Source organism: Bradyrhizobium sp. 33ap4, assembly GCF_032654765.1.
Lineage (GTDB): Bacteria > Pseudomonadota > Alphaproteobacteria > Rhizobiales > Xanthobacteraceae > Bradyrhizobium > Bradyrhizobium australafricanum.
Window position 1 is genome coordinate 75,937 of record NZ_JAUMTJ010000033.1, and the last position, 24,975, is coordinate 100,911.

Genomic DNA, 24,975 nt, shown 5'->3' on the forward strand with positions numbered 1-24,975 from the left:
GCTCGCAATGGCGCTGCATCACCGTATTCATTTGCGCCTGCGAACGTTGCATCACACCGGGCTGGGGTGAGTTTATGTCGTTCGATCCATCGACACTTTATTTGTTCGCCACCATGGTCGCGGGCATGCTCGGCGCCATGCTGTGGTTGTTCGGCAGGCAGGAGAACATTTCCGCGCTGAAATGGTGGGGCACCGCCTATCTGCTCGGCGCGGCCTCGGTCGCGGTCTGGACGGTCGGTAGTTCGACGCTCGATCCGATGGTTCTGCTGGGCCTCAATGCGATCGGATTCGCCGCCTGCGGCCTGGTCTGGAATGCCGCGCGCATTTTCCACGGCCGCAAGGCCAATTTGCTGGGCCTCGTGCTCGGCCCGATCGCATGGATCGGGGCGGTGACGACGGTTGAGGATCCCGCGATGCGCCTGACGATCGGTGCCGGGATCGTCGCGATCTACGCCGCGCTGACCGCATCAGAACTGTGGAGCGAGCGCCGCCGCGCGATGCAACGGCGCTGGCTTGCGATCGTCATCCCGGTCGCGCACGGTTGCGTCCTGATGCTGCCGATCCTGGTCGGCGACCTGCTGCGATTGAACGGCCAGAATTTCGTCTCCAGCTTTTGGGTCACGCTGTTTTCGATCGAACTCGTGCTGTACGCGATCGGCACGGTGTTCGTGATCTTTATGATGGTGTCGGACCGCGCGGTGGCCGTGCACAAGACGGCCGCGTCGATCGACCCCCTGAGCGGCATGCTCAACCGCCGCGGCTTCACCGAGGCCTGCGCGCGGGTGATCGAGCGCGAGTCCATTGCCGGCCGGCCGGTCACCGTGATGATCTTCGACATCGATCACTTCAAGTCAATCAACGACCGCTTCGGCCATCCCGCGGGTGACGAGATCCTGAAGCTGTTCTCCGCTGTCGTGGTCAACAGCCTCAGGATCAGCGATCTGTCGGGCCGGATCGGCGGCGAGGAATTCGCGGCGCTGCTGCCGTGCTCGCTGGAGGAGGGTGTGCTGGTCGCCGAGCGCGTGCGCGAAGCCTTCGAGAACAGCAACATCACCTGCGAGGAAGGCGCGGTCGACACCACGGTCAGCATCGGCGTCGCAGGCGGTCCCGCCGGCACCGAGCTCGAGGTGCTGTTGGCCTCGGCCGACACCGCGCTCTACCAGGCCAAGCGCGGCGGCCGCAACCGCGTCGAGGCAGCGGAGGAATTGCCGCTCTCGCTGGAGAACTGGCGGCGCAAGACCGCGGGCCTGCCGGCTTCGGCGCGGCAAAAGCCGGCGAGCATCCGGGCATGAGTGCGGTAACGAGTGGTTAACCATTCGATCCCATGCTTTCGGGCATGGAGTCGATCCGCACCCGCAATCCGCAGTCAGCCCTGATGTCGCTCGAAGCCGCCGCGGTTTCGGCGCGCAGCGGTTTCGCCTGCCTGTTCTCGGACTCGCATGAATACGAGACCGCGCTGATCGCCGAACGGCGCGCGCAGGGGCGATACCAGCCGCCGAAGAGTCGCTGGCCGATGGTGATGCTGGCCGGCGTGATGCTGATGGTCGCGGGAACGGTGCTGCTGCTCTCCTGACGTGCGGTCACGCGGCCCGCGCCGGATCCTCCGTCTTGAAGTGGTCGATCATCACCTTGGCGATCGCCATCAGCGGCAGCGCCAGCGCCAGCCCCCAGATGCCGAACACGACGCCGAGCAGGATCTGGAACGCGAACAGCGTGGCCGGCGGGATGTCGAGCGCCTGGCGCTGGATGATCGGCGTCAGCACGTAGCTTTCCAGCGCGTGGACGCCGAGGAACAGGATGAAGGCCGACAGCGCCGCGATCCATCCGGTCGCAAGGCTCGCGAGCACCACGATCAGCCCGCCGAGGATCGCGCCGACCGTCGGAATGAAGGCGAGCAGGCCGGCCTGGATGCCGAGGATGAACGAGCTCGGAATGCCGATGATGGCAAGCCCGATCCAGGTGACGAGGAATACCGCCGTCATCGTGATGATCTGCGCGATCAGCCAGCGCTCCAGCGTCTCGCCGATGCGGTCGACGATGATGGTCGCCTGCGCGCGGTACTTGACCGGCGCGATGAACAACAGCCCGGCGCGGTAGATGCTGGGCTGGGCCGCGAAGGCGAGCCCGAGAAACAGCACGATGAAGAAGTTGCCGACGACGCTGACGGTGCCGAGTAGCACCTTCAGCGTCTGGCTGATGATGGCGCCGCCGCTTGAGGCCAGCGCGCCGGCGCCGGGGATGCCATGGGACTGCGACGATGGGGGCGTCGTTGTCGTCGTCGTCACGGCGGTGCCTTCGCCCTTTGCCTCGCCCGCGGCATTGGTGAAATCGAGATAGCTGGTGTCGACCCCGTGCTGTTCGAGGAAGTCCTTGACGCTGCCGAGCTGCGATTTGATCGTGTTGCTCAGCACCGTGGCCTGCTGCGCGATCGTGGTGCCGCCGAGGAACACGATGCCGGACAGCAGCCCGGCCATCGCCAGGCAGACGATCGCAAGCCGCAACGCGTGGGGCAGCTTGGTCAGCCGGCCGAGCAGGGTGGTCATGGCATTGAGGGCGACCCCGAGCAGCATGCCGGCGAACAGCAGGAACAAGGTCGCGGCAAAATGCCAGGCGAAGGTCAGCAGGGCAGCGAACAGCACCACGCCGATGCCGCCGACGGCGATCGCCCATGCCAAGTCGTTGCGGGCCTTCAGGCGATTGTCAGCCGAGTCTGTCACGGGTGATTCCCCCTTCGCGACGGTGTTTCGAGCAGTCTTTGGCGAAAACCCCGCCGGGATCAAGCTGGCGGGGCCGTGCCGGTTCGCCGCTGACGGGGTGCGGGGCCGGGCGCGATCGGTGGGCATCTGGCCGGCTTTGGGTCCCGAGGGGCGCGAATCTGTGCAGGACTGCAAGCCCCCCTGTGCAGATATAGACAGTTGATCCGGCGGGAACTCGAAGGCATGATCGTCTCCGCAACGTCGCAAACTTAGAAGAATCATTGCGCGAGACTTCAATAATGAGACGGCCCGTGGTCGGCGTGATCGGAAACGCCCATCGCATCGAAAATCGTTTCACAGTCCAGATGGTCGGGGAGCGCAACCTTCGCGCGGTTGCCGAGGTGTCGGGCGCGGTGCCGCTGATGTTCGCCGGCAGCCCCGAAATCACCGAGGTCAGTGCCTTGCTCGACGTGGTCGACGGCGTGGTGCTGACCGGGGCCCGCGCCAATGTTCATCCGACCCGCTTCAATTCCGAACCTTGCGCCGCCCACGAGCCCTACGACATCCACCGCGACGACGTTGCGCTGGCACTGTCGGAAGCCTGCGTCGCGCGCGGTGTGCCGATCTTCGGTATCTGCCGCGGCCTGCAGGAGATGAACGTCGCCTTCGGCGGCTCGCTGCATCCGGAGATCCGCGAGATTCCGGGCCGCATGAACCACCGGATGCCGCGGCTGGAGAACGGCGAGATCCATCCTGACCCGACCGTTGTGTTCGCCGACCGTCATGACGTCGCGCTGACGCCGGGCGGCGCGTTCGCAAAAATCCTCGGCCGGGAGACCATTCGAGTCAATTCGCTGCATGGTCAGGGCATCCTCGAGCCCGGCAAGCGCGTCGTGATCGAGGGCATCGCCGAGGACGGCACCATCGAGGCGATCCGCATCGCCGATGCGCCGGGTTTTGCGCTGGGTGTGCAGTGGCACGCCGAATACGATCCGCAGCGCAATCCGATCAACCGCGCCCTGTTCGAAGCCTTCGGCGACGCGCTGCGCGAACGGCGGCGGGCGGCGTAGGACGGTTTCACCCCCACCGTCCCTGCGCGTTAATCACGACGTCGTCTCCGAAAAACGCGCTGTCATCCCTACGAAGGCAGGGACCCATGCTCCGCGGCGGTTGTTGTGGAGGGGGACTCGTCGTTGCGGCACTGCTCAACAAGGACCGTCGGTGGTTATGGATCCCTGCCTTCGCAGGGACGACACCAAAGGTGTGGCGTCGCCTGTCCGTCGGGTCGGTTTGTCGAACCTCGGTTCGGGAAGCCATGAAAGACGCGGGGCTTTCCTTGGCCAATCGATGGGAGCCGAGCGGCAGGCGAGTAGATCGTTCCTAGCGGCAACGGCCGATACCTGCACTTTGCGATCAATGAAGCAACACGAAGAGGCCGCTGGCGCTGGTCAGCGGCCTCTTGAACCTGATCTTAAATGAACGTCTTGGTGGTAAAATCTTTGCCTCAGGTCCGCCTTTATTAAACGGGGAATTTGCCACACAGTGAAGTCCCAACAGGTGCGATGCTCAACGGAACTCTTGAGACGTTGCGGGGACAACACACTTTGCGTTCGTGACGTCCTGAGTTCGTCGACGGCACGCAGGAAGCAGCACGTCACGGCATTAGCGCACTGACCATGGCCATGCCGGCGGTTGCGGTTTGCTGGTGGCGTGCGGCCGCGTCGGGGTTGGCGCCGGTTTGCGCGCCTGGGCAACATCGGTCGACGGCCGCGGACGCGGCAGTGGTATTTCCGGGGCTACCGTTGGCTGTTCGGGGCTTACCTTTGGCTGTTCGGGGCTCACCTTCGGCTCTGCGGCGTTGGCAATGACACCGGCCAGCTGGTCCTGGCTTGCGTTGAGCCGCTCGGTGACCGTCTCGCTTTCGCGAGCCATCTGATCCTGGGTCGCCTTGATCTGGTCGATGATATCTTTGCTGCGTGCCATTTCTGCTTGGCTCGCCTCGAGTTGGCTTGCGACATTTTTATGGTCGCGGACCAATTGTTCTTGCCTCGCCTCAAGCTGTTCGACCGCTTGCCTCAAGGCAGCGAGATCGCGCGCCATCGGTTGAAGCTGCTGCGCCAAGTCGGAAGAAAGTGCGGCGGCAGTCGGCGCAACGTCTTTCGGCGCGGCGTCCTTCGACGGGGTTTGCGCAGGAGGTGAGGAGTGGCCAGGGGAGGCCACCATCGCCGTATCGCTGGGTGACGACCACCACCAAGCAGCGCCACCAATGCATGCTGCCAGCACGGAACCGACAATGGCCAGGTGGCGCCAATCCGCCAATCGATGAACCGCTTCTAGCGGCGCGTGAAGCGCTTTCTTGCCGGTCGGCGGGCCGGAAGGGCTGACTCCTGCTTCGCGCGCGAGGTTCGAAAGCTGCTCTTCCAAGCTCACGAGCCGCCCTTCCGCGACCCTGTCATTCAGCATGGAATCCATTTTGTGCTCCGTAGCAAATGCAAGGTCACCCGCCTTGAGAGCAGATCCGCTCTTCGGCGCGCTAACATTCAACGGGACCCAGATCGGTATTTGCAGCTTAAGCCTACGAGGGATGAGGATGCGGCCTGCACGTCACATCGTCTCTCTTTTTGTAAGCTCATCCTTCCTGAACTGTCCCGACGATTTTGGCCGAGATATTGTTCGTCCGCAATCGGGAACACCGCTTGCCACGGGGCGCTCGAGCTCGTGGATCGAGGTCCTGTTCGGCCGCCTCACGATGCGTCTCGCAGCCGAGGCACGTTACTTCGAGGTGTCGTAAGTCGGCGTTGAGAGCGTCGCCAAGCGCCGGCGAGGGCTGGGCTGGACCCAGAAACGCGGGAGTGGTCCATGTTTGGCGAGCGACCATGTCGGCATCCCGCCTGGCGCGTTCGGCCGACGGCTGACCACGGCGCCAAACATGTACTCCGGGGCCCTCCTGCAAATTCTCGGTATGTTGAGTTGTGCTGCCGGCGAGATGTACCGCTGGTCGACAGGTCGCAGCTATACTTCCGGTATTGCGCGTGCGCCGGAATCGGCCTTCCTCCGTACTAATACGGATACGATAGTGGCGGATTGCGGCGCCGGACTCGGCTAAGCAACAGGGATATTTGCTCCGGCGCCGACGACCCTTTCCGAATACTGCTTTTCCTTTTCCATTTTCGGGTGCAGCCGACACGAGGGGTTGGTCGGGATGAATTTGTCGGGCCGTCTGGCGATGGGGATGTTGTTTCCCGTCGCCGCGCTCCTGCTCGCGCTGGGCTTCATCCATGGCGTAACCTGGCCGGGCGTTCTGCTCGCGGGTGGCGCGGTTGCGGTGGTATTGATGACGGCTGAGGTGATTGCGAGATCGCTGTCCAGGACGCCCGCCCAGCTGGTGCGGGCGGCGGAGGCGTTGTCGCGCGGCCAGCAGGTCTCGCTCGGCTCAAGCGATGACCGCGAGACCGCTCAGCTCGCGGCGACGCTTGCCGAATTGTCGGCGCAGCTGGGCAGCAGGCAGCACCTGCTGGAGAAGACCGTCGAGAGCATCCGCGATCCGGTGGTGGTCGCCGACGAGCACGGGATGATCGTGATCGTCAACGCCGCGGCGCGACGGCTGTATAGTGTCGAACCCGGTTTTAATACCCTGACCGGCGTTCGCACCTTCCAGAACTATTATGCCGACGGCACCACCGTGATGCCGATCCCGGACACGCCGATGGCGCGTGCGCTGCGCGGCGATGACGTCGACGATTTCGAGCTGATCGTCAAACCGCAACCGCCGCAACCGGCCGTCTTCCTTGTCGTCAACGCGCGGCCGCTGCGCGACGATACCGGCAATCTGCGGGGCGCGGTCGCCGTACTGCACGACGTCACCGCGCAGCGTCGGGCACACCAGGCGCTGGTCGAGAGCGAGCAGATGGCGCAAGCCATCGTCAGGACCGCGCTCGACGCCTTCGTCCAGACCGACCAGGACGGCGTCATTCTCGACTGGAGCCCGCAGGCCGAGGTGCTGACCGGCTGGACGCGCTCCGAGGCGGTCGGTTATCGGGTGGTCGAACTGGTGTTTCCGGAGGAGCTGCGCCTCGCGCACCGGCAGCGGATCACCCGCTTCCTGCAGGAGACCGCGGCCGGCGGCATGGGCATGCGCTATGAAACGGCGTGCCTGCACCGCGACGGTCACCGGTTCTATGTCGAGGTGTCCCTCAACGCGCTGCGCCGCGGTGACGGCTGGATCATCAATTCCTTTGTCAGGGACGTCAGCCAGCGCCGGATCGCCGAGGAGCAGTTGATCCTGGCGCAGAAGTCGGAATCGCTGGGGCGGCTGACCGGCGGCATCGCGCACGACTTCAACAACATGCTGACCGTGATCACCGGCACGATCGAGATCCTCGCCGACGGCGTCAAGGACAACCCGCAACTCGCCGCAATCGCCAAGCTGATCAGCGATGCCGCCGATCGCGGCGCGCAGCTCACCTCGAGCCTCCTGGCATTCGCGCGCAAGCAACCGCTGCAGCCCGGCGAGACCGACGTCAACGACCTGGTCGGCGAGGTGGTCCGGCTGCTGTCGCAGACGCTCGGTTCGCAGACCGAGATCAGGACGGAGCTCGGCCGCAACGCCTGGCTCGCCTTCGTCGACCGCAGCCAGCTTGGTGCTGCGCTGGTCAATCTCGCCATCAATGCGCGCGATGCCATGCCTGACGGCGGCACGCTGAGCTTTGCGACCCGCAACATCCAGCTCGGGATTCCCGACGCCGTGGCGTGCGGCGTCGAGCGCGCCGGCGATCATCTCGTGATCGAGGTGACCGATACCGGCACCGGCATTTCGCCGACGCATCTGGAGAAGATCTTCGATCCGTTCTTTTCCACCAAGGAGGTCGGGCAGGGCGCCGGGCTCGGGCTCAGCATGGTGTTCGGCTTCGTGAAGCAAAGCGGCGGCGGCATCGAGGTCAAGAGCGAGCAGGGGCGCGGCACCATCTTCAGGATCTATCTGCCGAAGGCCGACGGTACCGCGCAGCGCGCGGTGGAGGAGGACGATCTGCCCGTCAGGGGCGGCCACGAGACGGTCCTGTGCGTGGAGGACGACCCTACGATCCGAGACTATGTCACGGGCCAGCTCGAAAGCCTCGGCTACAACGTGCTGGTCGCTGCGAACGCGGACGCTGCGCTCGAAATCGTCAAACGCGGCACCGCGTTCGACCTTCTGTTCACCGATATCGTGATGCCCGGCAGCATGAACGGCCGGCAATTGGCGGAGACGCTGATGGCCGGGCGCCCGGCACTGCGGGTGCTGTTCACCTCGGGTTACAGCGACGGCGTGCTGCCCGCACAGCAGGGGCGTGGCGGTCACGGCATTCCGCTGCTGACCAAGCCCTATCGGCGCGGCGAGCTGGCGCGGATGCTGCGGCGCTGCCTCGATCTTCAGGTCGACTTTCAGGGCGATCCGGTTCCGCAGCCTTATTCCGTGCAGCCCGATCTCGAACGCTTCCTGCGCGAGAATCCGCCCGCGAAAACGTAGACCGTGGCGTGACCTGGATGCCAACGGGTCCGCAACGCGCGGCCCGATGATAAACTGCGCGAAACCCATCATCCCTGATGTGGCCGCTATTTGATGGGTTTCGCTTCGCTCTACCCCTCCTACGCGCTAAGCTCCCGCGACAAAGGCGCGGCCGGTCAACGGCCCGATTTCAGGGAGTATGGAATGCAGGACCGCCAATGGTCGAGGCGCGACTGGCTCAAGGTGACGGCGGCCACCGCCGCCGGCATGGTATTCGCGGAGCCGCTGCGCGCGGCGGCGCCGCCGGCGGAAGCCGTGACGCCGGAGCTGATCGCAGCCGCCAAGAAGGAAGGCAAGATCTCGTTCTACAGCGCGCTGGAGCTGAACACGGCCGAGCGTCTCGCGCGTGACTTCGAGCAGAAATATCCCGGGATCAGCGTCCGCGTCGAGCGCTCGGGCGCGGAGCGTATCTTCCAGCGCATCGCACAGGAGCAGGGCAGCGGCATCAACGCCGTCGACGTCGCCAATTCCACCGATCCCGCGCATTACCTCGACTGGAAGAAGAACGACTGGCTCGCGGCCTATGTGCCGGAGGACGTCGCCAGGCATTTTCCGGCCGACCAGATCGATCCCGACGGCACCTCGGCGACATCCTGCGCCTGGTTCGAGGTAATCGGCTACAACACCGAGCAGGTGAAGCGCGAGGAGGCGCCGAAGAGCTACGCCGACCTGCTCGATCCCAAGTGGCGCGGCAAAATCGTCAAGGGCCACCCGAGCTATTCCGGCGCGATCATGACCGCGACCTTCGTGCTGGCACGCGACCTCGGCTGGCCGTATCTGGAGAAGCTGTCGCAGCAGCGCGTGATGCAGGTGCAGTCGGCGGCCGATCCGCCGAAGAAGATTCTGCTCGGCGAGCGCGCGGTGATGGCCGATGGCAACGACTACAACCTCGTGCTGGCCAAGGATCAGGGCAAGCCGGTCGAGGTGGTCTATCCCGCCGAGGGCGCGCCGCTGATCATCGTCCGGAGCGGCATCTTCAAGAACGCGCCGAACCCGAATGCGGCGCGGCTGTTCCAGAGCTACTTCTTCAGCGCCGAGACGCAGCAGATGCTGGCCGACGAATTCGCGCACCGCTCGTTCCACGCCAAGGTGAAGGAGAAGGCCGGGCACGTGCCGCTCGACAAACTGAAAATGCTCAAGGCCGATCCGGCCCAGGTGCAGGTGCAGTCGGAGGAGATCAAGGCGAGGTACGCGAAGCTGTTCCGGGTGTAGGTCAAGCTCCGTAGGATGGGTAGAGCGAAGCGAAACCCATCGCTTGTTCAGGGGGCGAGATGATGGGTTTCGCTGCGCTCTACCCATCCTACAGATCCAAGGCTACTAGCGTCATTGCGAGCGAAGCGAAGCAATCCATCTTTCCGGATACGCGGAGAGGTGGATTGCTTCGCCGATTCAGCGCAAAATTGCTTTGCAATTTTGTCGCGAACTCCTCGCAATGACGCGGATAACGCTCGGACCGCCGGGCGGCGCAGTGAGGGGCTGCGGTCGGCTAACCTCCCACTTCCGCGCTGAGCATCGGCCCGAACAGCTCCCATCGCTCGCCCTTGAGTCGTCTGAGCTGCATCTGCTTGATCGGCGCGAAATCGATCGGGCTGGTGTTCATTGTGATGCCGGGCAGCAGGTTGGTGGTGCGGAAGGCCTTCAGGTTGGCGGCCTGCTTCATGACGTTGGCGCGCGTGAGATCGTCGCCGCACTGCTTAAGCACCTGAACCAGCGTCTGAGCCGCATTGTACCCTGTCACAATCAGGCTGTCGGCCCGATTGCCTTCGGGGAAATATTTGGAGAGATATTCGTCGAACGCCTTCATGCCGGGATCGTCCTTCCATTGCGGATCGAGCGGATCCATCAGGTAGGCCACCGAGATGATGCCTTGTGCGTTCTCGAAGCCGGCAGGCTGGATCACGGCGCCGAGCGAGGAACCTACCGAGTTGAGGATGTGCAGCGGTTTCCAACCGATCTCGGCCGCCTTCTTGATGGCCTGCGCCGCGAATTTCGGTGTGGCGATGTCGACGAATACGTCGGCATTCATCGATTTCATCTTGACGATGTGCGTGTCGATCGTCGGCTCGGCCACCTCATACGCATCCTCGATCACGATCATCGACGCCGCCTTGTCGCCGAGGCCGTCCTTCAGGCCCTTGAGATAGTCCTTTCCGTAATCGTCGTTCTGGTAGAGGACCGCGATCCTGCCGCCCGGCTTTTCCTTCAGGATGTGCTTGGCGTAGATCCGTCCCTCGCTCTGATAACTGGGCTGCCAGCCCATGGTCCATGGGAAGCTTTGCGGATCGTTCCACTTGGTGGCACCGGTCTGAATGAACAGCTGCGGCACCTTCTTCACGTTCATGTATTTCTGAATCGCGCCGTTGGATGCCGTGCCGAGAGAGGCGAAGATCAGCAAGACCTCGTCGCCTTCGACCAGCTTGCGCGCCTGCTCGACCGTCTTCGGCGGACTGTAGCTGTCGTCATAGGAGATGAAGTTGATCTTGCGGCCATTGATGCCGCCCTCGGCGTTGATCTTGCGGAAATAGGCCGCCTGGGCCCGGCCGCTGGTGCCGTAGGCGGATGCCGGCCCGCTATAGGGCATGATGTTGCCGATCTTGATTTCGGTATCGGTTACGCCGGTGTCGTATTTCTTCTGGGCGAATGCGCTGCCAGCACAGACAGCGAGAATGGTGATGGCGGTCGAAAGCGCCGCCATTCGTCGAGCGACGAAAGACATCTCGTTTCTCCCCATGCAGAAAAATGAATGTGTGTTTTATCGGAAGCCGCTTTCGGGTCCTTGCCGGCAGTGAACACCCGAGCCCAGGCGTTGTCGATCCCGGAAACACAACCTTGTGTGCGGTTCGCATCACGTCATCAGGTTCGTCAGCGTTGCTGACCGTAGTCTTCCGGGGCTTCCCGCGATCAGGCCGCGCGCATCGATCGTTGCGCGCGATAGGCCTGCGGCGATGTCAGCGTGAGCTTGCGGAAGGCCTTTCGAAAGCTGCTCTCGTCCTCATAGCCGGTGGCGCGGGCGATCGCCTTGATCGGCTGCGCCGTTGTTTCCAATAGCGTGCGGGCGTGCTCGACGCGGCGGCGCATGATGAAGGCCTGCGGCGGCTCGTGGGTCAGTTCGCGGAAGCGGCGGTTCAGTGTGCGTTCGCTGAGGCCGAGCGCATGCGCGAGGCCGCGCACCGTGATCGGGGTCTTGCCGGTGCGGCGCACCAGCATGTCCGCCTTGATCAGCAGCGGGTCCTGGCCGAGCATGTAGCCGAGCGGCATGAAGATCGCCTGGGTGCGCTGCGCGGTGTCGATCACCGCATAGTCGGCGCAAACCTTTGCGACCTCCGCGCCTTCGACGAGCTCGATCAGCCGCAGCAACAGATCGACCCACGACATCGGGCCAGCGGCGCAGACCAGGCGATCGGCCTGCGTGATCACGGCATCACCGGCGAGATCAACCTTGGGATGGCGGCGACGCAGCTCGCTCTGCAGCCACCACGTGATGGTGGCGCGGCGACCGTCGAGCAGGCCGGCATTGGCGAGCAGCAGCACGCCGCTGCAGAATGCGCCGATCAGCCGGCCGCTGGCATGCTGCTGGCGCAGCCAGGCGCCGGCACGGTCATATTGCGGTTGCAGGCGCTCGGCGGTGAGATGATCGACCAGGCTGCCCGGCACGATGATCGCGTCGCACGCCGTCCGCCTGCCCACCGCACCATCGACGGCGAGCAACTTGCCGCCGCCGGCGCGCACCGCCTTGCCGTCGAGCGAGAGCGTCTGCCAGCTGAAGCGCGCCTTGCCGCCGCGCAGCTGCATCACGTGGTTGGCGAGGGTGAGGATGTCGGCGATGCCGGCGACCGCCGATTGCATGCAGCCTTCCAGCGCGAGGATCGCAAGCTTCATGGGACCTCCGGAATTTGCCGTCATGCTAGCCGATCAGCGCAATCGGGCGGTGGCAGATATTGCCCGATCTCTGTCCGATCGGCCACTGCCTGATTTGGCCGTGCCGGTCCATCTTCGCTGCGTTGTCACACCCTCAGCAATGGAGAGAGACCATGCCTTGCGTCACCATTTCCACCGTCCGCGGCATCTTCGATGTCGCGCAGAAGCAGGCGCTGCTGGAGCGCGTCACCGACCTCATGGTCGAGATCGAGGCGCAGGGTAACCCGGACTTCCGCCGCAACGTCTGGGCCAAGATCGAGGAGGGCGAGCCGGCGAGCTGGTTGCTCGGCGGCATGATTCCGACGCCGGACATGATCGCCGGCACCTTCGGCGCGCTCGACGCCGGCGGACGGCGGCTCGCCAAGGCGAAGGTGTAACTGCCCTGCGTAGGATGGGTAGAGCGAAGCGAAACCCATCATCTCAAGGCTTGCACCGGTGCGATGGGTTTCGCTTCGCTCTACCCATCCTACGCACCGTTCTCACCCAAAAACAAAAGGCGCTTCCGGTGGAAGCGCCTTTCGCTTGTCGTCGGTGCCGTAAGATTTACAGCGAGTAGTACATCTCGAATTCCACCGGGTGCGGGGTCATTTCGAAACGCGCGACCTCGGTCATCTTCAGCTCGATATAGGCGTCGATGAAGTCGTCGTCGAACACGCCGCCGTTCTTGAGGAACGCGCGGTCCTTGTCGAGGCTCTCGAGCGCCTCGCGGAGCGAGCCGCAGACGGTCGGGATCTGCTTCAGCTCTTCCTTCGGCAGATCGTAGAGGTCCTTGTCCATCGCCGGACCCGGATCGATCTTGTTCTTGATGCCGTCAAGACCGGCCATCAGCATCGCGGCGAAGCCGAGATAGGGGTTGGCCATCGGGTCGGGGAAACGCACCTCGACGCGCTTGGCCTTCGGGTTCGCGGTGTAGGGGATGCGGCAGGCCGCCGAGCGGTTGCGCGCGGAATAGGCGAGCAGCACGGGGGCTTCATAGCCCGGCACCAGACGCTTGTAGGAGTTGGTCGACGGGTTGGTGAACGCGTTGATCGCCTTGGCGTGCTTGATGACGCCGCCGATGTAGTGCAGGCAGGTCTCCGACAGGTCGGCGTATTTGTTGCCGGCGAAGGTCGGCTTGCCGTCCTTCCAGATGGACTGATGCACGTGCATGCCCGAGCCGTTGTCGCCGTAGACCGGCTTTGGCATGAAGGTGGCGGTCTTGCCGTAGATGTGGGCGACCTGGTGGATGCAGTACTTGTAGATCTGCATATGGTCGGCCATCAGCGTCAGCGTGTCGAACTTCATGCCGAGCTCGTGCTGGGCCGAGGCCACCTCGTGGTGATGCTTTTCGACCTTGACGCCCATCTTGGCCATCGCGCCGAGCATCTCGGAGCGCATGTCCTGCACCGAGTCCTGCGGCGGCACCGGGAAGTAGCCGGCCTTGGTGCGGATGCGGTGGCCGAGGTTGCCGCCCTCATATTCGGTCGCCGAGTTGATCGGCAGCTCGGAGGAGTCGAGGCGGAAGCCGGTGTTGTAGGGTTCGGCCGAATAGCGCACGTCGTCGAACACGAAGAACTCGGCCTCGGGGCCGACGAACACGGTGTCGCCCACGCCCATCGACTTCACCATCGCCTCGGCCTTCTTGGCGATGCCGCGGGGGTCGCGGTTGTAGGGCTCGCCGGTGGTCGGCTCGAGCACGTCGCACGTGATGACCATGGTGGTCTCGGCGAAGAACGGGTCGATCGTCGCGGTGACCGGGTCGGGCATCAGGCACATGTCGGATTCATTGATCGCCTTCCAGCCGGCGATCGACGAGCCGTCGAACATCGTTCCCTCGGCGAAGATGTCATCGTCGATCATGCTGACGTCGAAGGTGACGTGCTGCCACTTGCCGCGCGGATCGGTGAAGCGCAGGTCGACGTATTTGACGTCGTTGTCCTTGATCGATTTCAGGACGTCTTTGGCGGTCTTCATGAATACCCCTTATGGATGTGCGGGTCGGTTTCCAGCGGAGAGCGACGTTATTCCCGCTTTTGGCGAGTTCGTGTGACTACACAAACGAAATCAGGCTGCCGAAGCAGCCTTTTTTCTCTTTTGCCGTCGGAAAATCCGGATAGCACCGCCCTTAAATAGCGTCCAGCCCGGATTCGCCGGTCCGGATGCGGATGGCTTCCTCGATGTTGGAGACGAAGATCTTGCCGTCACCGATCCGGCCGGTCTGCGCCGCGCGGCGGATCGCGTCGATCGCCTTCTCGACCAGGTCGTCGCCGATCACGATCTCGATCTTCACCTTGGGCAGGAAGTCGACGATGTATTCCGCACCGCGATAGAGTTCGGCATGGCCCTTCTGGCGGCCAAATCCCTTGGCCTCGGTGACGGTGATGCCTTGCAGTCCGACTTCCTGGAGCGCTTCTTTCACCTCGTCGAGCTTGAAGGGCTTGATGATGGCTTCAATCTTCTTCACTGAGCGCCTCCCGGGCATTGCAGATTGCAGGGTCGAGTTCGATGCGCGTGGGGCGCAGTCTGGTTGGTCTTAAGGCTTCCGGCCGGTGGCCGGAAACACGCGCAATGGTCGCATGAAGCGGCCTTGCGCGCGGCTTCCTCAAAAGCAGGGTCTATGCCAAGTTGTTAAGGTCCCCGATTTCAGAATGTTATCAGCCTTTTAACAGGCAATCGGCTGATATCGAACCACATGGGCTATGATATCCAAGCCTAATAAATAGGCAAATAGATCAATCCGTATGCAGTCGGCCAGTAGAAACCCCGCGAACGTCACAGGAATTGCCTCTCGAAAAGGCGAAGCGATTGAGGATTCGGCATGGACGTTCTGACCACGACCGAGATGGAGCGCGCTGACCGGCTGACCATCGCAGCCGGAACGCCGGGCTTCGCGCTGATGATGAGCGCGGGCCAGGCCGTCGCGGAAGCCGCGATGGACCTGGTCGAGGAGGGGCCGATCGTGGTGGTCGCCGGCCGCGGCAACAATGGCGGCGACGGCTTTGTCGCTGCCGCCGAGCTTGCCGCGCGCGGCCGCGAGGTCTCGGTGATCCTGCTCTGCGAGCGCGACAGCCTGCAAGGCGACGCGGCGCTGGCGGCGAAGGGCTGGAAATATCCGGTGCTGCCGTTTAACCCGCAGGCGCTCGGCAAGCCGGCGCTGATCGTCGACGCGCTGTTCGGTGCCGGCCTCAACCGGCCGGTAAAGGGCGATCCGCTGGAGATGATCGCCGCGATCAATGCCAACGGTACGCCGGTGCTGGCGGTCGACCTGCCGAGCGGCATCAACGGCACATCGGGCGCGGTGATGGGCGCGGCCGTGCAGGCCACCGAGACCGTCACCTTCTTCCGCAAGAAGCCCGCGCATCTGTTGCTGCCGGGCCGGATGTATTGCGGCCGGGTGCGCGTCGCCGACATCGGTATCGCCGCGCAGGTGCTCGACGAGATCAAGCCGCTGACCGCGGAGAATGCGCCGGAGGCCTGGCGATGGTCGTTTCCGGTACCGCGGATCGACGGCCACAAATACGCGCGGGGGCACGCCGTCGTGGTGTCGGGCGATCTCGCCTCGACCGGGGCGGCACGGCTCGCCGCGCGCGCGGCGCTGCGCGCCGGCGCCGGCCTCGTGACGCTGGCCTCGCCGCGTGATGCGCTTGCCGTCAACGCTGCGGCGCTGACCGCGGTGATGGTGCGCGCAGTCGACAACCCGATCCAGTTCGCCGAGCTGCTTGGCGACAAGCGCCTCAATGCCTGCGTGATCGGTCCGGGCGCCGGGGTCAGCGCGCGGACCCGTGACTTCGTCCACACCGCGCTGTCGGCGCAGCGGCATCTGGTGCTCGACGCCGACGCGCTGACCAGCTTTGCCGGCGCGCCGGACCGGCTGTTCGAGGCGATCAAGGCTAGCGACGGTCAGCAGGTGGTGCTGACGCCGCATGAGGGCGAGTTTCCGCGGCTGTTCAGCGATATTTCCAACAAGCATCCCGGCCGCTCCAAGCTCGAGCGCGTGCGCGCGGCGGCCGAGCGCTCCGGCGCGGTGGTGCTGCTGAAAGGCGCCGACACGGTGATCGCGTCTCCCGACGGCCGCGCCACCGTCGCCGCCAATGCGCCGCCGTGGCTCGCCACCGCCGGCGCCGGCGACGTGCTGTCGGGCATCATCGCGGGTTTCCTGGCGCAGGGCGCCGCGGCCTTCGAGGCCGCCAGCATCGGCGTCTGGATGCACGGCGAGAGCGCGAGCGAGGCGGGCCCCGGCCTGATCGCCGAAGATCTCACCGAAGTGCTGCCCGCCGTGTTCCGCCGCCTCTATGACGAGTTCGGGATTGAGTATTAGGCGGCTGGTGCTGGCCGACATGGATGTCGCCGCGCGCGCGCATCGCGCGGCATTCGATCAGGCGCTGCCGTGGCTCGCCGGCCTGCACACGCCCGACGGCATTGATCGGATGATCTGAACAACTGGTTAGATATTTGCGTTTCTGCGATCGGTCGAGCTGGCCTATACGATTCGAAACCGTCGCCTCTCGCCCGGAACAGTCAGATGAACGCACCGACCAGCCTGCTTTCGACCGCTTCACGGACCGCCGCCGCTCCGGCTCACGGGAGCGTCGACCCCGCGTCCTATCGCGCGGCGATGCGCCACCACGCCGGCGCGGTGACGATCCTGTCGGCGGGCGGGCCGGGCGACAGAACGGGGATGACGGCGACGTCGGTCTGTTCGCTGTCGGACACGCCGCCGCGGCTGATCGCCTGCGTCAACCTCTCGGCGAGCGCGCATGGCCTGATCCGGCGCACCGCCGCGTTCGGCGTCAACATGCTGCACGCCGACCAGGCCGAGCTGGCCAATGTGTTCGCCGGCCGCCGCGGCATCGAGCGGGACGATCGCTTTTCCGACGCCGACGGCTGGCTGTCGCTGGCCACGGGCGCGCCGATCCTTAAGGATGCGCTGATCGGGCTCGACTGCGAGCTGATCGACGAGCATGCGCACGACACGCATTCGATCTTCGTCGGCGCGGTCCGCGCGATGCATCTGCGTGAGGGGGAGACGCCGCTGATCTATTTTGGTGGCGCGTTCTGCGGGTTGGCCCGGCGGACCTAAGGGCGCGGCTTGAGGAATTTGTGAATCACTGATGTCAGCGCGCCGGCAGCCGGCGAGAACGATTGTCCGCGCAACGAGACGATGCAGACGGTGCGCTCCAGCGTCGGATTGACGATCGGTAGCGCCTGCATCGTCTTCCTGACCGGCCGCGGCAAGGCGACCTTCGGCAGGATGCCGACGCCGAGACCGGCGCCGGCCAGCGCGGCCAGCGTGTAGCTGTGCTCGACCTCGAACTTGATCTTCATCTGCAGATTGCGCGTGGCGAGCGCGCGCTCCAGCATCGAGCGCAGCGCCGCCGATTTTGAGTTGAGCAGGATCGGATAGGCGGACAGTTCGGTTAGGTCGACAGCGCTGCGCTTGCGAAACGGAAACGCTCTTGTCGCCAGCGCATAGATCGGGTCGTTGAACAGCGGCGCGAACTGAAACTCGGTCGAGCCGTCCGTCTCCGGCCCGATGCCGAAATCCGCCTCGCGCCGGCGCAGGCAGTCCAGCATGTCCTCGGCCGCAAGCTCGCGCAGATTGATGTTGATGCCGGGATAGCTCGCCTGGAAGGCGTGCAGCGCCTGCGGCAGAATGGTCGCGGCAATGGTCGGGACGCAGGCCAGCGACAGCGTGCCGCGCTGGATGTCGATGACCTCACGGATCTCGCGCAGGCCGTTCTCCCATTCGCCGAGCGCGCGCCGCGCATGCGTCAGCAGTTGCAGTCCCTCCGCGGTCAGCTCGACGCGCCGCGTCGTGCGATGAAACAGCGCGGCGCCGACCTGATCCTCCAGCAGCTTGATCTGCATGCTGACCGCGGATTGCGAGCGGTTGAGCTGCTCGGAGGCCTGGCGAAAGCTCTTGTTCTCCGCGACCGCGATGAACATGTGCAGCAGCTTGAAATTGATCTGCGACATCGTTTTGCCCTGCAGACGATTGTCCCGGAGAACTGAACAGTTCTTAAGATAATCTCGTTAGAAAGATCAGTGTCGGACATCTAGCATGATTGTTGTTGGCCGCGGGAGACGATCCTGCGGCGCGATGCAGAAAAGATGCTCCAATGTCCTTCACCGTCACCAAGCCGCGCACGCGCCGCGTCCAGCGTTCCGAACTCGCGGTTCCCGCGACCTCGACCCATTTCTTCGAACGCGCAGCGAGTAGCGCGGCCGATTTCATCTTCCTGGATCTGGAGGACGCGGTTGCGCCGCCGCGAAAGCCCGAGGCGCGCGAGATCGCGATCGAGGCGCTGAACCGGATCGACTGGGGCAACAAGACGCTGGCGGTGCGCATCAATGGCCTCGATACCGAATGGGCGCATCGCGACATCATCGAGATCGTCAGCCGCGCGCCGCGCCTCGACCTCGTCATGGTGCCGAAGGTCGGCACCGCGTTCGACGTCCGTTTCGTCGACGCGCTGCTGGCGGGGCTCGAGCGCGAGTTCCCGCGCGCAAGGCCGCTGGGCATCGAGATCCTGATCGAGACCACGCTTGGACTCGCCAATGTCGAGGACATCGTGCAGGCGTCGGAACGGCTGGAAGCGGTCATCTTCGGCATCGGCGATTACTCGATCGACCTGCGTACCTGCGGCGAGATCATCGGCGCCTCCGATCCGCGCTATGCCGTGCTCACCGATGCGGACGAGGGAGGCGCGCGCCGGATGCACTGGAACGACCAGTGGCACTTCGCGCTCGCCCGCATCGCCAATGCCTGCCGCGCCCACGGCCTGCGTGCCATCGACGGCCCCTATGCCAATTTCGGCGATGCCGCAGGCTTTCGCGCCAGTGCGGCGCGGGCGGCCGCGCTCGGCTTCGAGGGCAAATGGGCGATCCATCCCTCGCAGCTCGAAACCGCCAACGAGGTGTTCTCGCCGACCGCACGCGAGATCGGCTGGGCGCGCGAGATCACGGCCAAGATCCAGTCCGCCAGCGCCGGCGGCGACGGTGCCTACGGGCAGGACGGCGTGTTGATCGATCTTGCGGTGCTCAAGCGCGCGCAGGCGATCATCGACCGCCATGACGCAATTCAGGCGGCGGGCAGGCAAGGAGCGCGCGATGTCGCATGAGCCACCGCTGTCCGGAATTCGCGTGCTCGACATCGCGACCTTCGTGGCGGCGCCGTTCTGCGGGACGGTGCTGTCCGATTTCGGCGCCGAGGTGATCAAGATCGAGCAGCCAGGCACAGGGGATCCCTTGCGCCGGTTCGGCACGCCGAGCGAATGCGGCGACACCTATGTCTGGCTCAGCGAGGCCCGCAACAAGAAGTCGGTGACGCTCGATCTGCGCAGCGAGCGGGGCGCGGCGCTGTTTCGCGAGCTGGTCCGCCAATCCGACGTGGTGCTGGAGAACTTCCGGCCGGGCACGCTGGAGAAATGGGGGCTCGGCTTCGAGGCATTGCGCGAGATCAACCCAAAACTCGTGATGCTGCGCATCAGCGCCTATGGGCAGGACGGCCCTTTGCGTGACAAGCCGGGCTTTGCCCGGATCGCGCACGGCTTCAGCGGGCTCGCTTATCTTGCCGGCGAGGCCGGACGGGCGCCGGTGATGCCGGGATCGACCTCGCTCGCCGATTACATTTCCGGGCTATGGGGCGCGCTCGGCGTGCTGCTGGCGCTGCGCCATGCCGAAGCCACCGGACACGGGCAGGTGGTCGATATCGGGCTCTATGAATCGGTGTTTCGGCTGCTCGACGAGATGGCGACTGTGTTCGCCAAGACCGGCTTCGTCCGCGAACGCCTCGGTGCCGATACCGTCAATGTCGTGCCGCACAGCCATTACCAGACCGCCGACGGCAAATGGGTGGCGCTGGCCTGTTCGAGTGACAAGATGTTCGAGCGCCTGGCGCAGGCGATGCGGCGGCCGGATCTCGCGACCGACCCGCGCTATGCGGCCATGGCCGGCCGCCTGGCGCGGCGCGAGGAGGTCAACGGGATGGTCGCCGACTGGATCGGCTCCATGCCGCTGGAGACGGCGCTTGCCGAGTGCGAGCGCTACGACGTGCCCTGCGGGCCGATCTACAGCATCAGTGACATCTTCGCCGACCCGCAATACCGCGCCCGCGGCAACATCGCTGAGGTGCCCTCGCGCGCCGGGCCGATTGCGGTGCCGAGCGCGATCCCAAAAATGTCGCGCACGCCGCCGCAGTTCAAGCATGCCGGCGTCGCGCTCGGCGCGCACACCGACGAAGTCCTGACCTCACTTGCCGGCGCAACCGCGGCGGCGCTCGCCGCGCTGCGCAGCGACGGGGTGATCTGACATGCCCCAATTCTCCCGCGGCCACGAAGGAACCACGCCATGACCAGGCAGATGAAATTGATCGGCTTCCTGCAGGCCCAGAATTGCTCGAACTATCCCGCCTCCTGGCGCCATCCGGACTCGAAGCCGAACTGGTTCTCGCGCGACTATTATCAGGAGATCGGGCGCACGCTGGAGCACGGCAAGTTTCATCTCGCCTTCTTCGACGACCGGCTCGCGATCCCCGATCGCTTCGGCGACGATTTCCGTGAGACCATCCGCCACGGCGTGCGCGCGGCGAAGCTCGATCCCGTCTCGGTTGCGCTCACGATGGGATTGGCGACCGAGCGGCTTGGCATCGGCGTGACCTATTCGACCACCTATTACGAGCCGTTCCACGTCGCGCGGGTGTTCGCGACGATGGACCTGCTGCTGAACGGCCGCGCCGCCTGGAACGTGGTGACCTCGCTGAACGACTCCGAGGCGGCGAATTTCGGTGCCTCGCAGCATCTCAGCCACGATCTGCGCTACGACCGCGCGGACGAGTTCATGGAGGTCGTGCTCGGCCACTGGAACAGCTGGAAGGACGGCGCCGTCAGCTTCGACCGCGAGAGCGGGCTGTTCGCCGACCCGGCCAAGGTGCACCGGCTCGACCATCACGGGCAGTTCTTCCGCTCGCGCGGCCCGTTCACGGTGCCGCGCTCGCCGCAGGGCCATCCGGTGATCATTCAGGCCGGCCAGAGCGGCCGCGGCAAGACCTTCGCGGCGCGCTGGGGCGAATTGATCTTCGTGATCTATCCCAATCTCGACATCGCGAAGAAGCAGTATGCCGACTTGAAGGGGACGCTCGCCAAGACGGGCAGGGACATCAGCATCGCGCCGGCGGTCTATCCTGTCGTCGCCGAGACCCAGGCCGAGGCCGAGGACAAGTTCGCGGCGATCAGCCGGCTCGCCAAGCCGATCGATGCGCTGACGCTGTTGTCGGAGGTGTTGAACTACGATTTCGCGGCCAAGCCGATGGACGAGCCGTTCACGTCGGATGAGCTGGCCTCGATCAGCGGGCTGCAAGCAATCCGCGACCGCGTGATGAATCTCAGCGGCAAGCCCAATCCGACACCGCGGGACTTCGTGCAGTTCAGCGGGCGCGGGACGCTCGCTGAACTACCGACCTTCGTCGGCTCGCCCAAGGCGGTCGCCGATCAGATGGAGCGCTGGTTCTGCGAAGGCGGCTGCGACGGCTTTGTCGTCGCCGCCACCCATGTGCCCGGAACCTACCAGGACTTCGTGCGCCTCGTCGTGCCCGAGCTGCAACGGCGCGGCCTGTTCCAGCGCGAGTATCAGGGCGACACGTTGCGCGAGAACCTCGGCCTGCCGCGGCCGCAAGCCATGCATGCGAGCGCAGACGAGGAGGCGCGCGTCTCGACCGGATAGCGCGGGCACAAAAATCGGCGCGGACAACGATCAAAACAAAATCAAAATCAGGGAGGCTGAAGTGACCAAGGGCGTTAACGCGGGGGGCCGGCTCGACAGATTGCCGATCTCAAGGTTTCACTACCGGATCTTCGCGCTGATCGGAGCCGGGCTGTTCGTCGACGGCTTCGAGATCTTCCTCGCCGGCAGCATTCTCGGCGCACTGGTTCAGTCCGGCTATTCGGACCTCGCGCAGAATGCGCGCTTCATCTCGGCGACCTTTGTAGGGATGCTGATCGGTGCCTGGCTGGCGGGCGTCGCCGGCGACCGCTTCGGCCGCAAGTTCGCCTATCAGGCCAACCTCCTGATCTTCGGCCTCAGCGCGCTGGCGGCAACGCTCGCGCCGTCGATGAGCTGGCTGATCGGGGCCCGCTTCGTGATGGGCCTCGGGCTCGGCGCCGAGATCGTCGTCGGCTATGTCGTGCTCAGCGAATTCATCCCGCCGCAGCAGCGCGGCCGCTGGGGCGCGGCGCTCGCGACCTGCACCAATGGTGCGCTGTTCGTCGCGACGCTGGTCGGCTGGGTCGTCATTCCGCACCTCGGCTGGCGCTGGATGTTTGCGCTGTGCGGCATTGGCGCGATGATCGTCTGGTTCCTGCGGCGCTCGCTGCCGGAATCGCCACGTTGGCTCGAGACGCAGGGCAAGAGCGCCGAGGCGGAGGCGGTGCTGGCGGCGATCGAGCAGGAGGTCGGCAAGGGTAGGACCCTGCCGACCCCGGCCTATCAGCCGGCGCCGGTACAGCCGGACGTTCGCTTTACGCGCCTGTTCTCGCGCGCACTGATCGCGCGGACCACCGTCGGCTGCCTGATCCTGATCGGGCTCAACACCGCGGTCTACGGCTTCATCGCCTGGATCCCGACCTTCTTCGTCAAGCAGGGCATCAACCTGTCGTCATCGCTCGGCTACACCATGCTGATGACGCTCGGCAGCCCGCTCGGCACGCTGTCGGGCATGTGGATCGGCGAGAAGATCGACCGCAAGCCGTCGCTGATCGTGCTGTCGCTCGCCGCGGCCGGGCTCGGGCTGATCTATCCGATGTTCATCAACCCGGTCGCCTTCGTCGTGATCGGCTTCCTGCTCGTGTTCACGGTGGCGGTGATGCTGGCGCTGGCCTGGGGGCTTTACATCCCCGAACTGTTCCCGACCGAGCTCAGGATGCGCGGATCCGGCATCTGCAACACCGCCGGTCGCCTGATGTCGATCGTGACGCCGTTCATCGTGGTCGAGCTGTTCATCAGGTTCGGCGTCACCGGCGTCGTCTCTGTGGTGGCCGGGCTCCTGGTGGTGCAGGCGATCGCGGTTGCGGTGCTCGGCATCGAGACCCGCAAGCGTCCGCTGGAGGCATTGCGGCCGGAGGCGATGGACAGCGAAGCGTCATCGGCGCAGGCGCGCGGCAAGCTGCAACCGAGCCCCGGCGGGATTGCCGGAGGCGGGGAGTAGGCGTCGGGCCAAAGGCCCCGGTCGAAAACGGCCGCGTTACAGCGCCCGCACTGTGCTCAGATGCGGGCGCTCGACGCTGACCTCAGGTCGATTTCATTCCGCTGCTGAAATCAGCGCGGTTTGGCTCACCCGCGTCTCGCCCTTGAGATTGTCGACGGTGACGTGTGTGTCGTACCAGGTCAGCCGCGGCCGGACTCCGAACCGTCCGGTGAGCTCGACGATCTTGGCCTCGGTAAACCATGCCTCGGCCGCCTCTCGGCTCTCCCAGAGATAGACGCCGCCGGTACCGGCCTCTCCATTGAGATAGTCTTTGCGGATCAGCCCCTTTGTTGCGAGCTTTCGGTAAATGGGGGCGGTGCCCATGCCACCCCTGATGGCCTGTTCTTCAGTTCGTTTCGGAAGGTCGAATTGAACGACGACGATACACTGTGCCATCCCTGTTCTCCGATCTGAGCCACATGGTGCCAGATTCGCTCGGCGGCACGCCGATCAACTCCGACACTACAGGATTTATCCGACGCTTGTCCCGAATTGACGGGTTCCGTTTCGCGATTTCGATGCGAATTGATGTGATCGCCATGGGCTCGACGACATCAGGCCGTTGGGTAGGCCAGAAGGTGGGCGGGGCGCTGCTGTTGACCTCATGTCGCGTTTTAACGAGACTGTTGCTGGACGCCCCGCGATGGCGGGGCTAGGGCCCTCAACATTCTCTCGGATCCTCCAGAAACCTCTCGTGAGTGGCAGGCAGAACAATTTCCTCGCTCAGGCGCTGCAACAAGGCGCCTTGGCGTTGCGGGCGCAGCAGTTTGCTCAGGCCGAGCAGATTGCGACGAACCTCCTGAAATCAAACCGCACGGACAGACACGCCGCGCTTCTTCTGGCGCATGCCCTGATGGGGCAGAACCGGGGCGGCGAGGCGATCGCAACGCTCGAGCGGGTTGCGCGTCGCACCGACGATGGAGAGGTCGAGACTTTGCTCGGCGCGCTGATGTGCGGCGCGGGCCGCGTCGCCGACGGCATCGCACAGCTTCGGCGCACGGCGGCACGCCGCCCGCCATATTTTCCGTCCTTTCAGGAACTCGCCGGGCAGCTTGCCAAGGCCGGTCAACACGACGAAGCGATCAGCACGATCGAGGCCGGTCTCGCGCTGGCCCCTGAGAGCGCCGACCTGAAGCTCGCTCTCGGGCGCCTGTTGCAGGAGACCAATGACGTCGCGCGGGCTGCAAGCGTCCTGACGGCGGCACGTGATGCTGCGCCGGGACGCCCCGACATTCTCAACCAGCTCGGGCGGGTCCTGATCCTCCGTGGCGACTACGCCGCAGCCGCGGATGCGTTCCGCCGCGTGCTCGCGCAATACCCGGATGATCGCTCAACCCGCGCCCACCTCGCCACCTGCCTTTTCGAGCAGGGGGAGCGCGATGCTGCCGAGGCAGCGCTGCGCTCGGTGATGCGCGGTCAGCCCCAGCTGTTTGGACGCGCGGCATTCGTCATGGCCTCGGGATCTCATGGCCGCTTCTTCTTCTCCCAGAGCGCCGCTGCGAAGTTCCTCGGCGGGGACTGAGTCGTTCGTGAAGAACTGGCGCCGGCGCCCGGCTTAAGCGGTGTTTCGAGCCGGGACGGTCTCGAAGAAGGCTCGG

At 64.9% G+C, this 24,975-nt stretch carries 22 protein-coding genes; 14 read left to right on the plus strand and 8 right to left on the minus strand.

The window, feature by feature from the left end:
* Positions 1–74 precede the first annotated feature (74 nt).
* A complete protein-coding gene (locus tag Q2M23_RS24845) occupies positions 75–1,292 on the plus strand; it encodes a GGDEF domain-containing protein (RefSeq protein WP_316397357.1) in 1,218 nt (405 codons plus the stop codon).
* A gap of 44 nt (positions 1,293–1,336) precedes the next feature.
* Positions 1,337–1,573, plus strand: coding sequence for a hypothetical protein (locus Q2M23_RS24850; RefSeq protein ID WP_316397358.1), 237 nt, complete (start codon positions 1,337–1,339; stop codon positions 1,571–1,573).
* Between the two features lie 7 nt (positions 1,574–1,580).
* Here the strand turns inward: Q2M23_RS24850 and Q2M23_RS24855 are convergent, their stop codons facing one another.
* The gene (locus Q2M23_RS24855; RefSeq protein WP_316397359.1) at positions 1,581–2,717 is read right to left on the minus strand and encodes an AI-2E family transporter; all 1,137 of its coding nucleotides are present in this window, start codon (positions 2,715–2,717) and stop codon (positions 1,581–1,583) included.
* Positions 2,718–2,995: 278 nt separating this feature from the next.
* Between Q2M23_RS24855 and Q2M23_RS24860 the strand changes: the two genes are divergently transcribed.
* Positions 2,996–3,766, plus strand: coding sequence for a gamma-glutamyl-gamma-aminobutyrate hydrolase family protein (locus tag Q2M23_RS24860; RefSeq protein WP_316397360.1), 771 nt, complete (start codon positions 2,996–2,998; stop codon positions 3,764–3,766).
* 592 nt (positions 3,767–4,358) lie between these two features.
* Here the strand turns inward: Q2M23_RS24860 and Q2M23_RS24865 are convergent.
* A complete protein-coding gene (locus tag Q2M23_RS24865; RefSeq protein WP_316397361.1) occupies positions 4,359–5,168 on the minus strand; it encodes a hypothetical protein in 810 nt (269 codons plus the stop codon).
* A gap of 760 nt (positions 5,169–5,928) precedes the next feature.
* Here Q2M23_RS24865 and Q2M23_RS24870 point away from each other — a divergent pair.
* Both Q2M23_RS24870 and Q2M23_RS24875 read left to right on the plus strand, forming a co-directional pair.
* Complete coding sequence (locus Q2M23_RS24870; RefSeq protein WP_316397362.1) at positions 5,929–8,202, plus strand: PAS domain S-box protein; 2,274 nt, start codon at positions 5,929–5,931, stop codon at positions 8,200–8,202.
* A 183-nt stretch (positions 8,203–8,385) separates the two neighbouring features.
* Complete coding sequence (locus Q2M23_RS24875) at positions 8,386–9,453, plus strand: ABC transporter substrate-binding protein (protein WP_316397363.1); 1,068 nt, start codon at positions 8,386–8,388, stop codon at positions 9,451–9,453.
* A gap of 274 nt (positions 9,454–9,727) precedes the next feature.
* Here Q2M23_RS24875 and Q2M23_RS24880 read toward each other — a convergent pair whose 3' ends face one another.
* Both Q2M23_RS24880 and Q2M23_RS24885 read right to left on the minus strand, forming a co-directional pair.
* Entirely contained in the window at positions 9,728–10,957 is a 1,230-nt protein-coding gene (locus tag Q2M23_RS24880) for an ABC transporter substrate-binding protein (protein WP_076825315.1), read from the minus strand.
* Between the two features lie 185 nt (positions 10,958–11,142).
* The gene (locus Q2M23_RS24885) at positions 11,143–12,120 is read right to left on the minus strand and encodes a GlxA family transcriptional regulator (protein ID WP_076825317.1); all 978 of its coding nucleotides are present in this window, start codon (positions 12,118–12,120) and stop codon (positions 11,143–11,145) included.
* A gap of 152 nt (positions 12,121–12,272) precedes the next feature.
* Between Q2M23_RS24885 and Q2M23_RS24890 the strand changes: the two genes are divergently transcribed.
* The gene (locus Q2M23_RS24890) at positions 12,273–12,536 is read left to right on the plus strand and encodes a tautomerase family protein (protein WP_316397364.1); all 264 of its coding nucleotides are present in this window, start codon (positions 12,273–12,275) and stop codon (positions 12,534–12,536) included.
* A gap of 166 nt (positions 12,537–12,702) precedes the next feature.
* Here Q2M23_RS24890 and glnA read toward each other — a convergent pair whose 3' ends face one another.
* The gene (glnA, locus tag Q2M23_RS24895; RefSeq protein WP_028333940.1) at positions 12,703–14,112 is read right to left on the minus strand and encodes a type I glutamate--ammonia ligase; all 1,410 of its coding nucleotides are present in this window, start codon (positions 14,110–14,112) and stop codon (positions 12,703–12,705) included.
* Positions 14,113–14,263: 151 nt separating this feature from the next.
* On the minus strand, positions 14,264–14,602 hold the full coding sequence (locus Q2M23_RS24900; RefSeq protein WP_011441447.1) for a P-II family nitrogen regulator: 339 nt from the start codon (positions 14,600–14,602) through the stop codon (positions 14,264–14,266).
* 354 nt (positions 14,603–14,956) lie between these two features.
* Between Q2M23_RS24900 and Q2M23_RS24905 the strand changes: the two genes are divergently transcribed.
* The 3 genes from Q2M23_RS24905 to Q2M23_RS24915 all read left to right on the plus strand — a co-directional run bounded on the left by Q2M23_RS24905 (position 14,957) and on the right by Q2M23_RS24915 (position 17,218).
* The gene (locus Q2M23_RS24905) at positions 14,957–16,456 is read left to right on the plus strand and encodes an NAD(P)H-hydrate dehydratase (RefSeq protein WP_253590109.1); all 1,500 of its coding nucleotides are present in this window, start codon (positions 14,957–14,959) and stop codon (positions 16,454–16,456) included.
* A complete protein-coding gene (locus Q2M23_RS24910; protein ID WP_256520413.1) occupies positions 16,446–16,574 on the plus strand; it encodes a hypothetical protein in 129 nt (42 codons plus the stop codon). The genes Q2M23_RS24905 and Q2M23_RS24910 overlap by 11 nt, the downstream gene beginning before the upstream one ends.
* A gap of 86 nt (positions 16,575–16,660) precedes the next feature.
* On the plus strand, positions 16,661–17,218 hold the full coding sequence (locus Q2M23_RS24915; protein ID WP_229191160.1) for a flavin reductase family protein: 558 nt from the start codon (positions 16,661–16,663) through the stop codon (positions 17,216–17,218).
* Here Q2M23_RS24915 and Q2M23_RS24920 read toward each other — a convergent pair.
* A complete protein-coding gene (locus Q2M23_RS24920; protein ID WP_057016444.1) occupies positions 17,215–18,114 on the minus strand; it encodes a LysR family transcriptional regulator in 900 nt (299 codons plus the stop codon). The two genes, Q2M23_RS24915 and Q2M23_RS24920, sit on opposite strands and share 4 nt — an antisense overlap.
* Before the next feature lie 143 nt (positions 18,115–18,257).
* On the opposite strand from Q2M23_RS24920, the gene Q2M23_RS24925 reads away from it, so the two are divergent.
* The 4 genes from Q2M23_RS24925 to Q2M23_RS24940 all read left to right on the plus strand — a co-directional run bounded on the left by Q2M23_RS24925 (position 18,258) and on the right by Q2M23_RS24940 (position 23,338).
* Positions 18,258–19,259 (plus strand): HpcH/HpaI aldolase/citrate lyase family protein, encoded by a 1,002-nt coding sequence (locus Q2M23_RS24925; protein ID WP_229191159.1) that lies wholly within the window; start codon positions 18,258–18,260, stop codon positions 19,257–19,259.
* On the plus strand, positions 19,249–20,448 hold the full coding sequence (locus Q2M23_RS24930; protein ID WP_229191158.1) for a CaiB/BaiF CoA transferase family protein: 1,200 nt from the start codon (positions 19,249–19,251) through the stop codon (positions 20,446–20,448). The genes Q2M23_RS24925 and Q2M23_RS24930 overlap by 11 nt, the downstream gene beginning before the upstream one ends.
* A gap of 39 nt (positions 20,449–20,487) precedes the next feature.
* On the plus strand, positions 20,488–21,858 hold the full coding sequence (locus tag Q2M23_RS24935; RefSeq protein WP_316397365.1) for an LLM class flavin-dependent oxidoreductase: 1,371 nt from the start codon (positions 20,488–20,490) through the stop codon (positions 21,856–21,858).
* A 61-nt stretch (positions 21,859–21,919) separates the two neighbouring features.
* Positions 21,920–23,338 (plus strand): MFS transporter, encoded by a 1,419-nt coding sequence (locus Q2M23_RS24940; protein ID WP_316397366.1) that lies wholly within the window; start codon positions 21,920–21,922, stop codon positions 23,336–23,338.
* Between the two features lie 93 nt (positions 23,339–23,431).
* On the opposite strand, the gene Q2M23_RS24945 is transcribed toward Q2M23_RS24940, so the two are convergent.
* Positions 23,432–23,773 (minus strand): hypothetical protein, encoded by a 342-nt coding sequence (locus Q2M23_RS24945; protein ID WP_063790074.1) that lies wholly within the window; start codon positions 23,771–23,773, stop codon positions 23,432–23,434.
* Positions 23,774–24,122: 349 nt separating this feature from the next.
* Between Q2M23_RS24945 and Q2M23_RS24950 the strand changes: the two genes are divergently transcribed.
* Positions 24,123–24,899: a tetratricopeptide repeat protein gene (locus Q2M23_RS24950; RefSeq protein ID WP_141341006.1), complete on the plus strand. Its 777-nt coding sequence runs from the start codon at positions 24,123–24,125 to the stop codon at positions 24,897–24,899.
* Positions 24,900–24,975 lie beyond the last annotated feature (76 nt).

Excerpts from the sequence above, each read along its gene's own strand:
- Q2M23_RS24845 (WP_316397357.1), top strand. The coding sequence starts at position 75 with ATGTCGTTCGATCCATCGACACTTTATTTGTTCGCCACCATGGTCGCG.
- Q2M23_RS24850 (WP_316397358.1), top strand. The coding sequence starts at position 1,337 with ATGGAGTCGATCCGCACCCGCAATCCGCAGTCAGCCCTGATGTCGCTC.
- Q2M23_RS24860 (WP_316397360.1), top strand. The coding sequence starts at position 2,996 with ATGAGACGGCCCGTGGTCGGCGTGATCGGAAACGCCCATCGCATCGAA.
- Q2M23_RS24865 (WP_316397361.1), bottom strand. The coding sequence starts at position 5,168 with ATGGATTCCATGCTGAATGACAGGGTCGCGGAAGGGCGGCTCGTGAGC.
- Q2M23_RS24870 (WP_316397362.1), top strand. The coding sequence starts at position 5,929 with ATGTTGTTTCCCGTCGCCGCGCTCCTGCTCGCGCTGGGCTTCATCCAT.
- Q2M23_RS24875 (WP_316397363.1), top strand. The coding sequence starts at position 8,386 with ATGCAGGACCGCCAATGGTCGAGGCGCGACTGGCTCAAGGTGACGGCG.
- Q2M23_RS24880 (WP_076825315.1), bottom strand. The coding sequence starts at position 10,957 with ATGTCTTTCGTCGCTCGACGAATGGCGGCGCTTTCGACCGCCATCACC.
- Q2M23_RS24885 (WP_076825317.1), bottom strand. The coding sequence starts at position 12,120 with ATGAAGCTTGCGATCCTCGCGCTGGAAGGCTGCATGCAATCGGCGGTC.
- Q2M23_RS24890 (WP_316397364.1), top strand. The coding sequence starts at position 12,273 with ATGCCTTGCGTCACCATTTCCACCGTCCGCGGCATCTTCGATGTCGCG.
- glnA (WP_028333940.1), bottom strand. The coding sequence starts at position 14,112 with ATGAAGACCGCCAAAGACGTCCTGAAATCGATCAAGGACAACGACGTC.
- Q2M23_RS24905 (WP_253590109.1), top strand. The coding sequence starts at position 14,957 with ATGGACGTTCTGACCACGACCGAGATGGAGCGCGCTGACCGGCTGACC.
- Q2M23_RS24915 (WP_229191160.1), top strand. The coding sequence starts at position 16,661 with ATGAACGCACCGACCAGCCTGCTTTCGACCGCTTCACGGACCGCCGCC.
- Q2M23_RS24920 (WP_057016444.1), bottom strand. The coding sequence starts at position 18,114 with ATGTCGCAGATCAATTTCAAGCTGCTGCACATGTTCATCGCGGTCGCG.
- Q2M23_RS24925 (WP_229191159.1), top strand. The coding sequence starts at position 18,258 with ATGTCCTTCACCGTCACCAAGCCGCGCACGCGCCGCGTCCAGCGTTCC.
- Q2M23_RS24930 (WP_229191158.1), top strand. The coding sequence starts at position 19,249 with ATGTCGCATGAGCCACCGCTGTCCGGAATTCGCGTGCTCGACATCGCG.
- Q2M23_RS24935 (WP_316397365.1), top strand. The coding sequence starts at position 20,488 with ATGACCAGGCAGATGAAATTGATCGGCTTCCTGCAGGCCCAGAATTGC.
- Q2M23_RS24945 (WP_063790074.1), bottom strand. The coding sequence starts at position 23,773 with ATGGCACAGTGTATCGTCGTCGTTCAATTCGACCTTCCGAAACGAACT.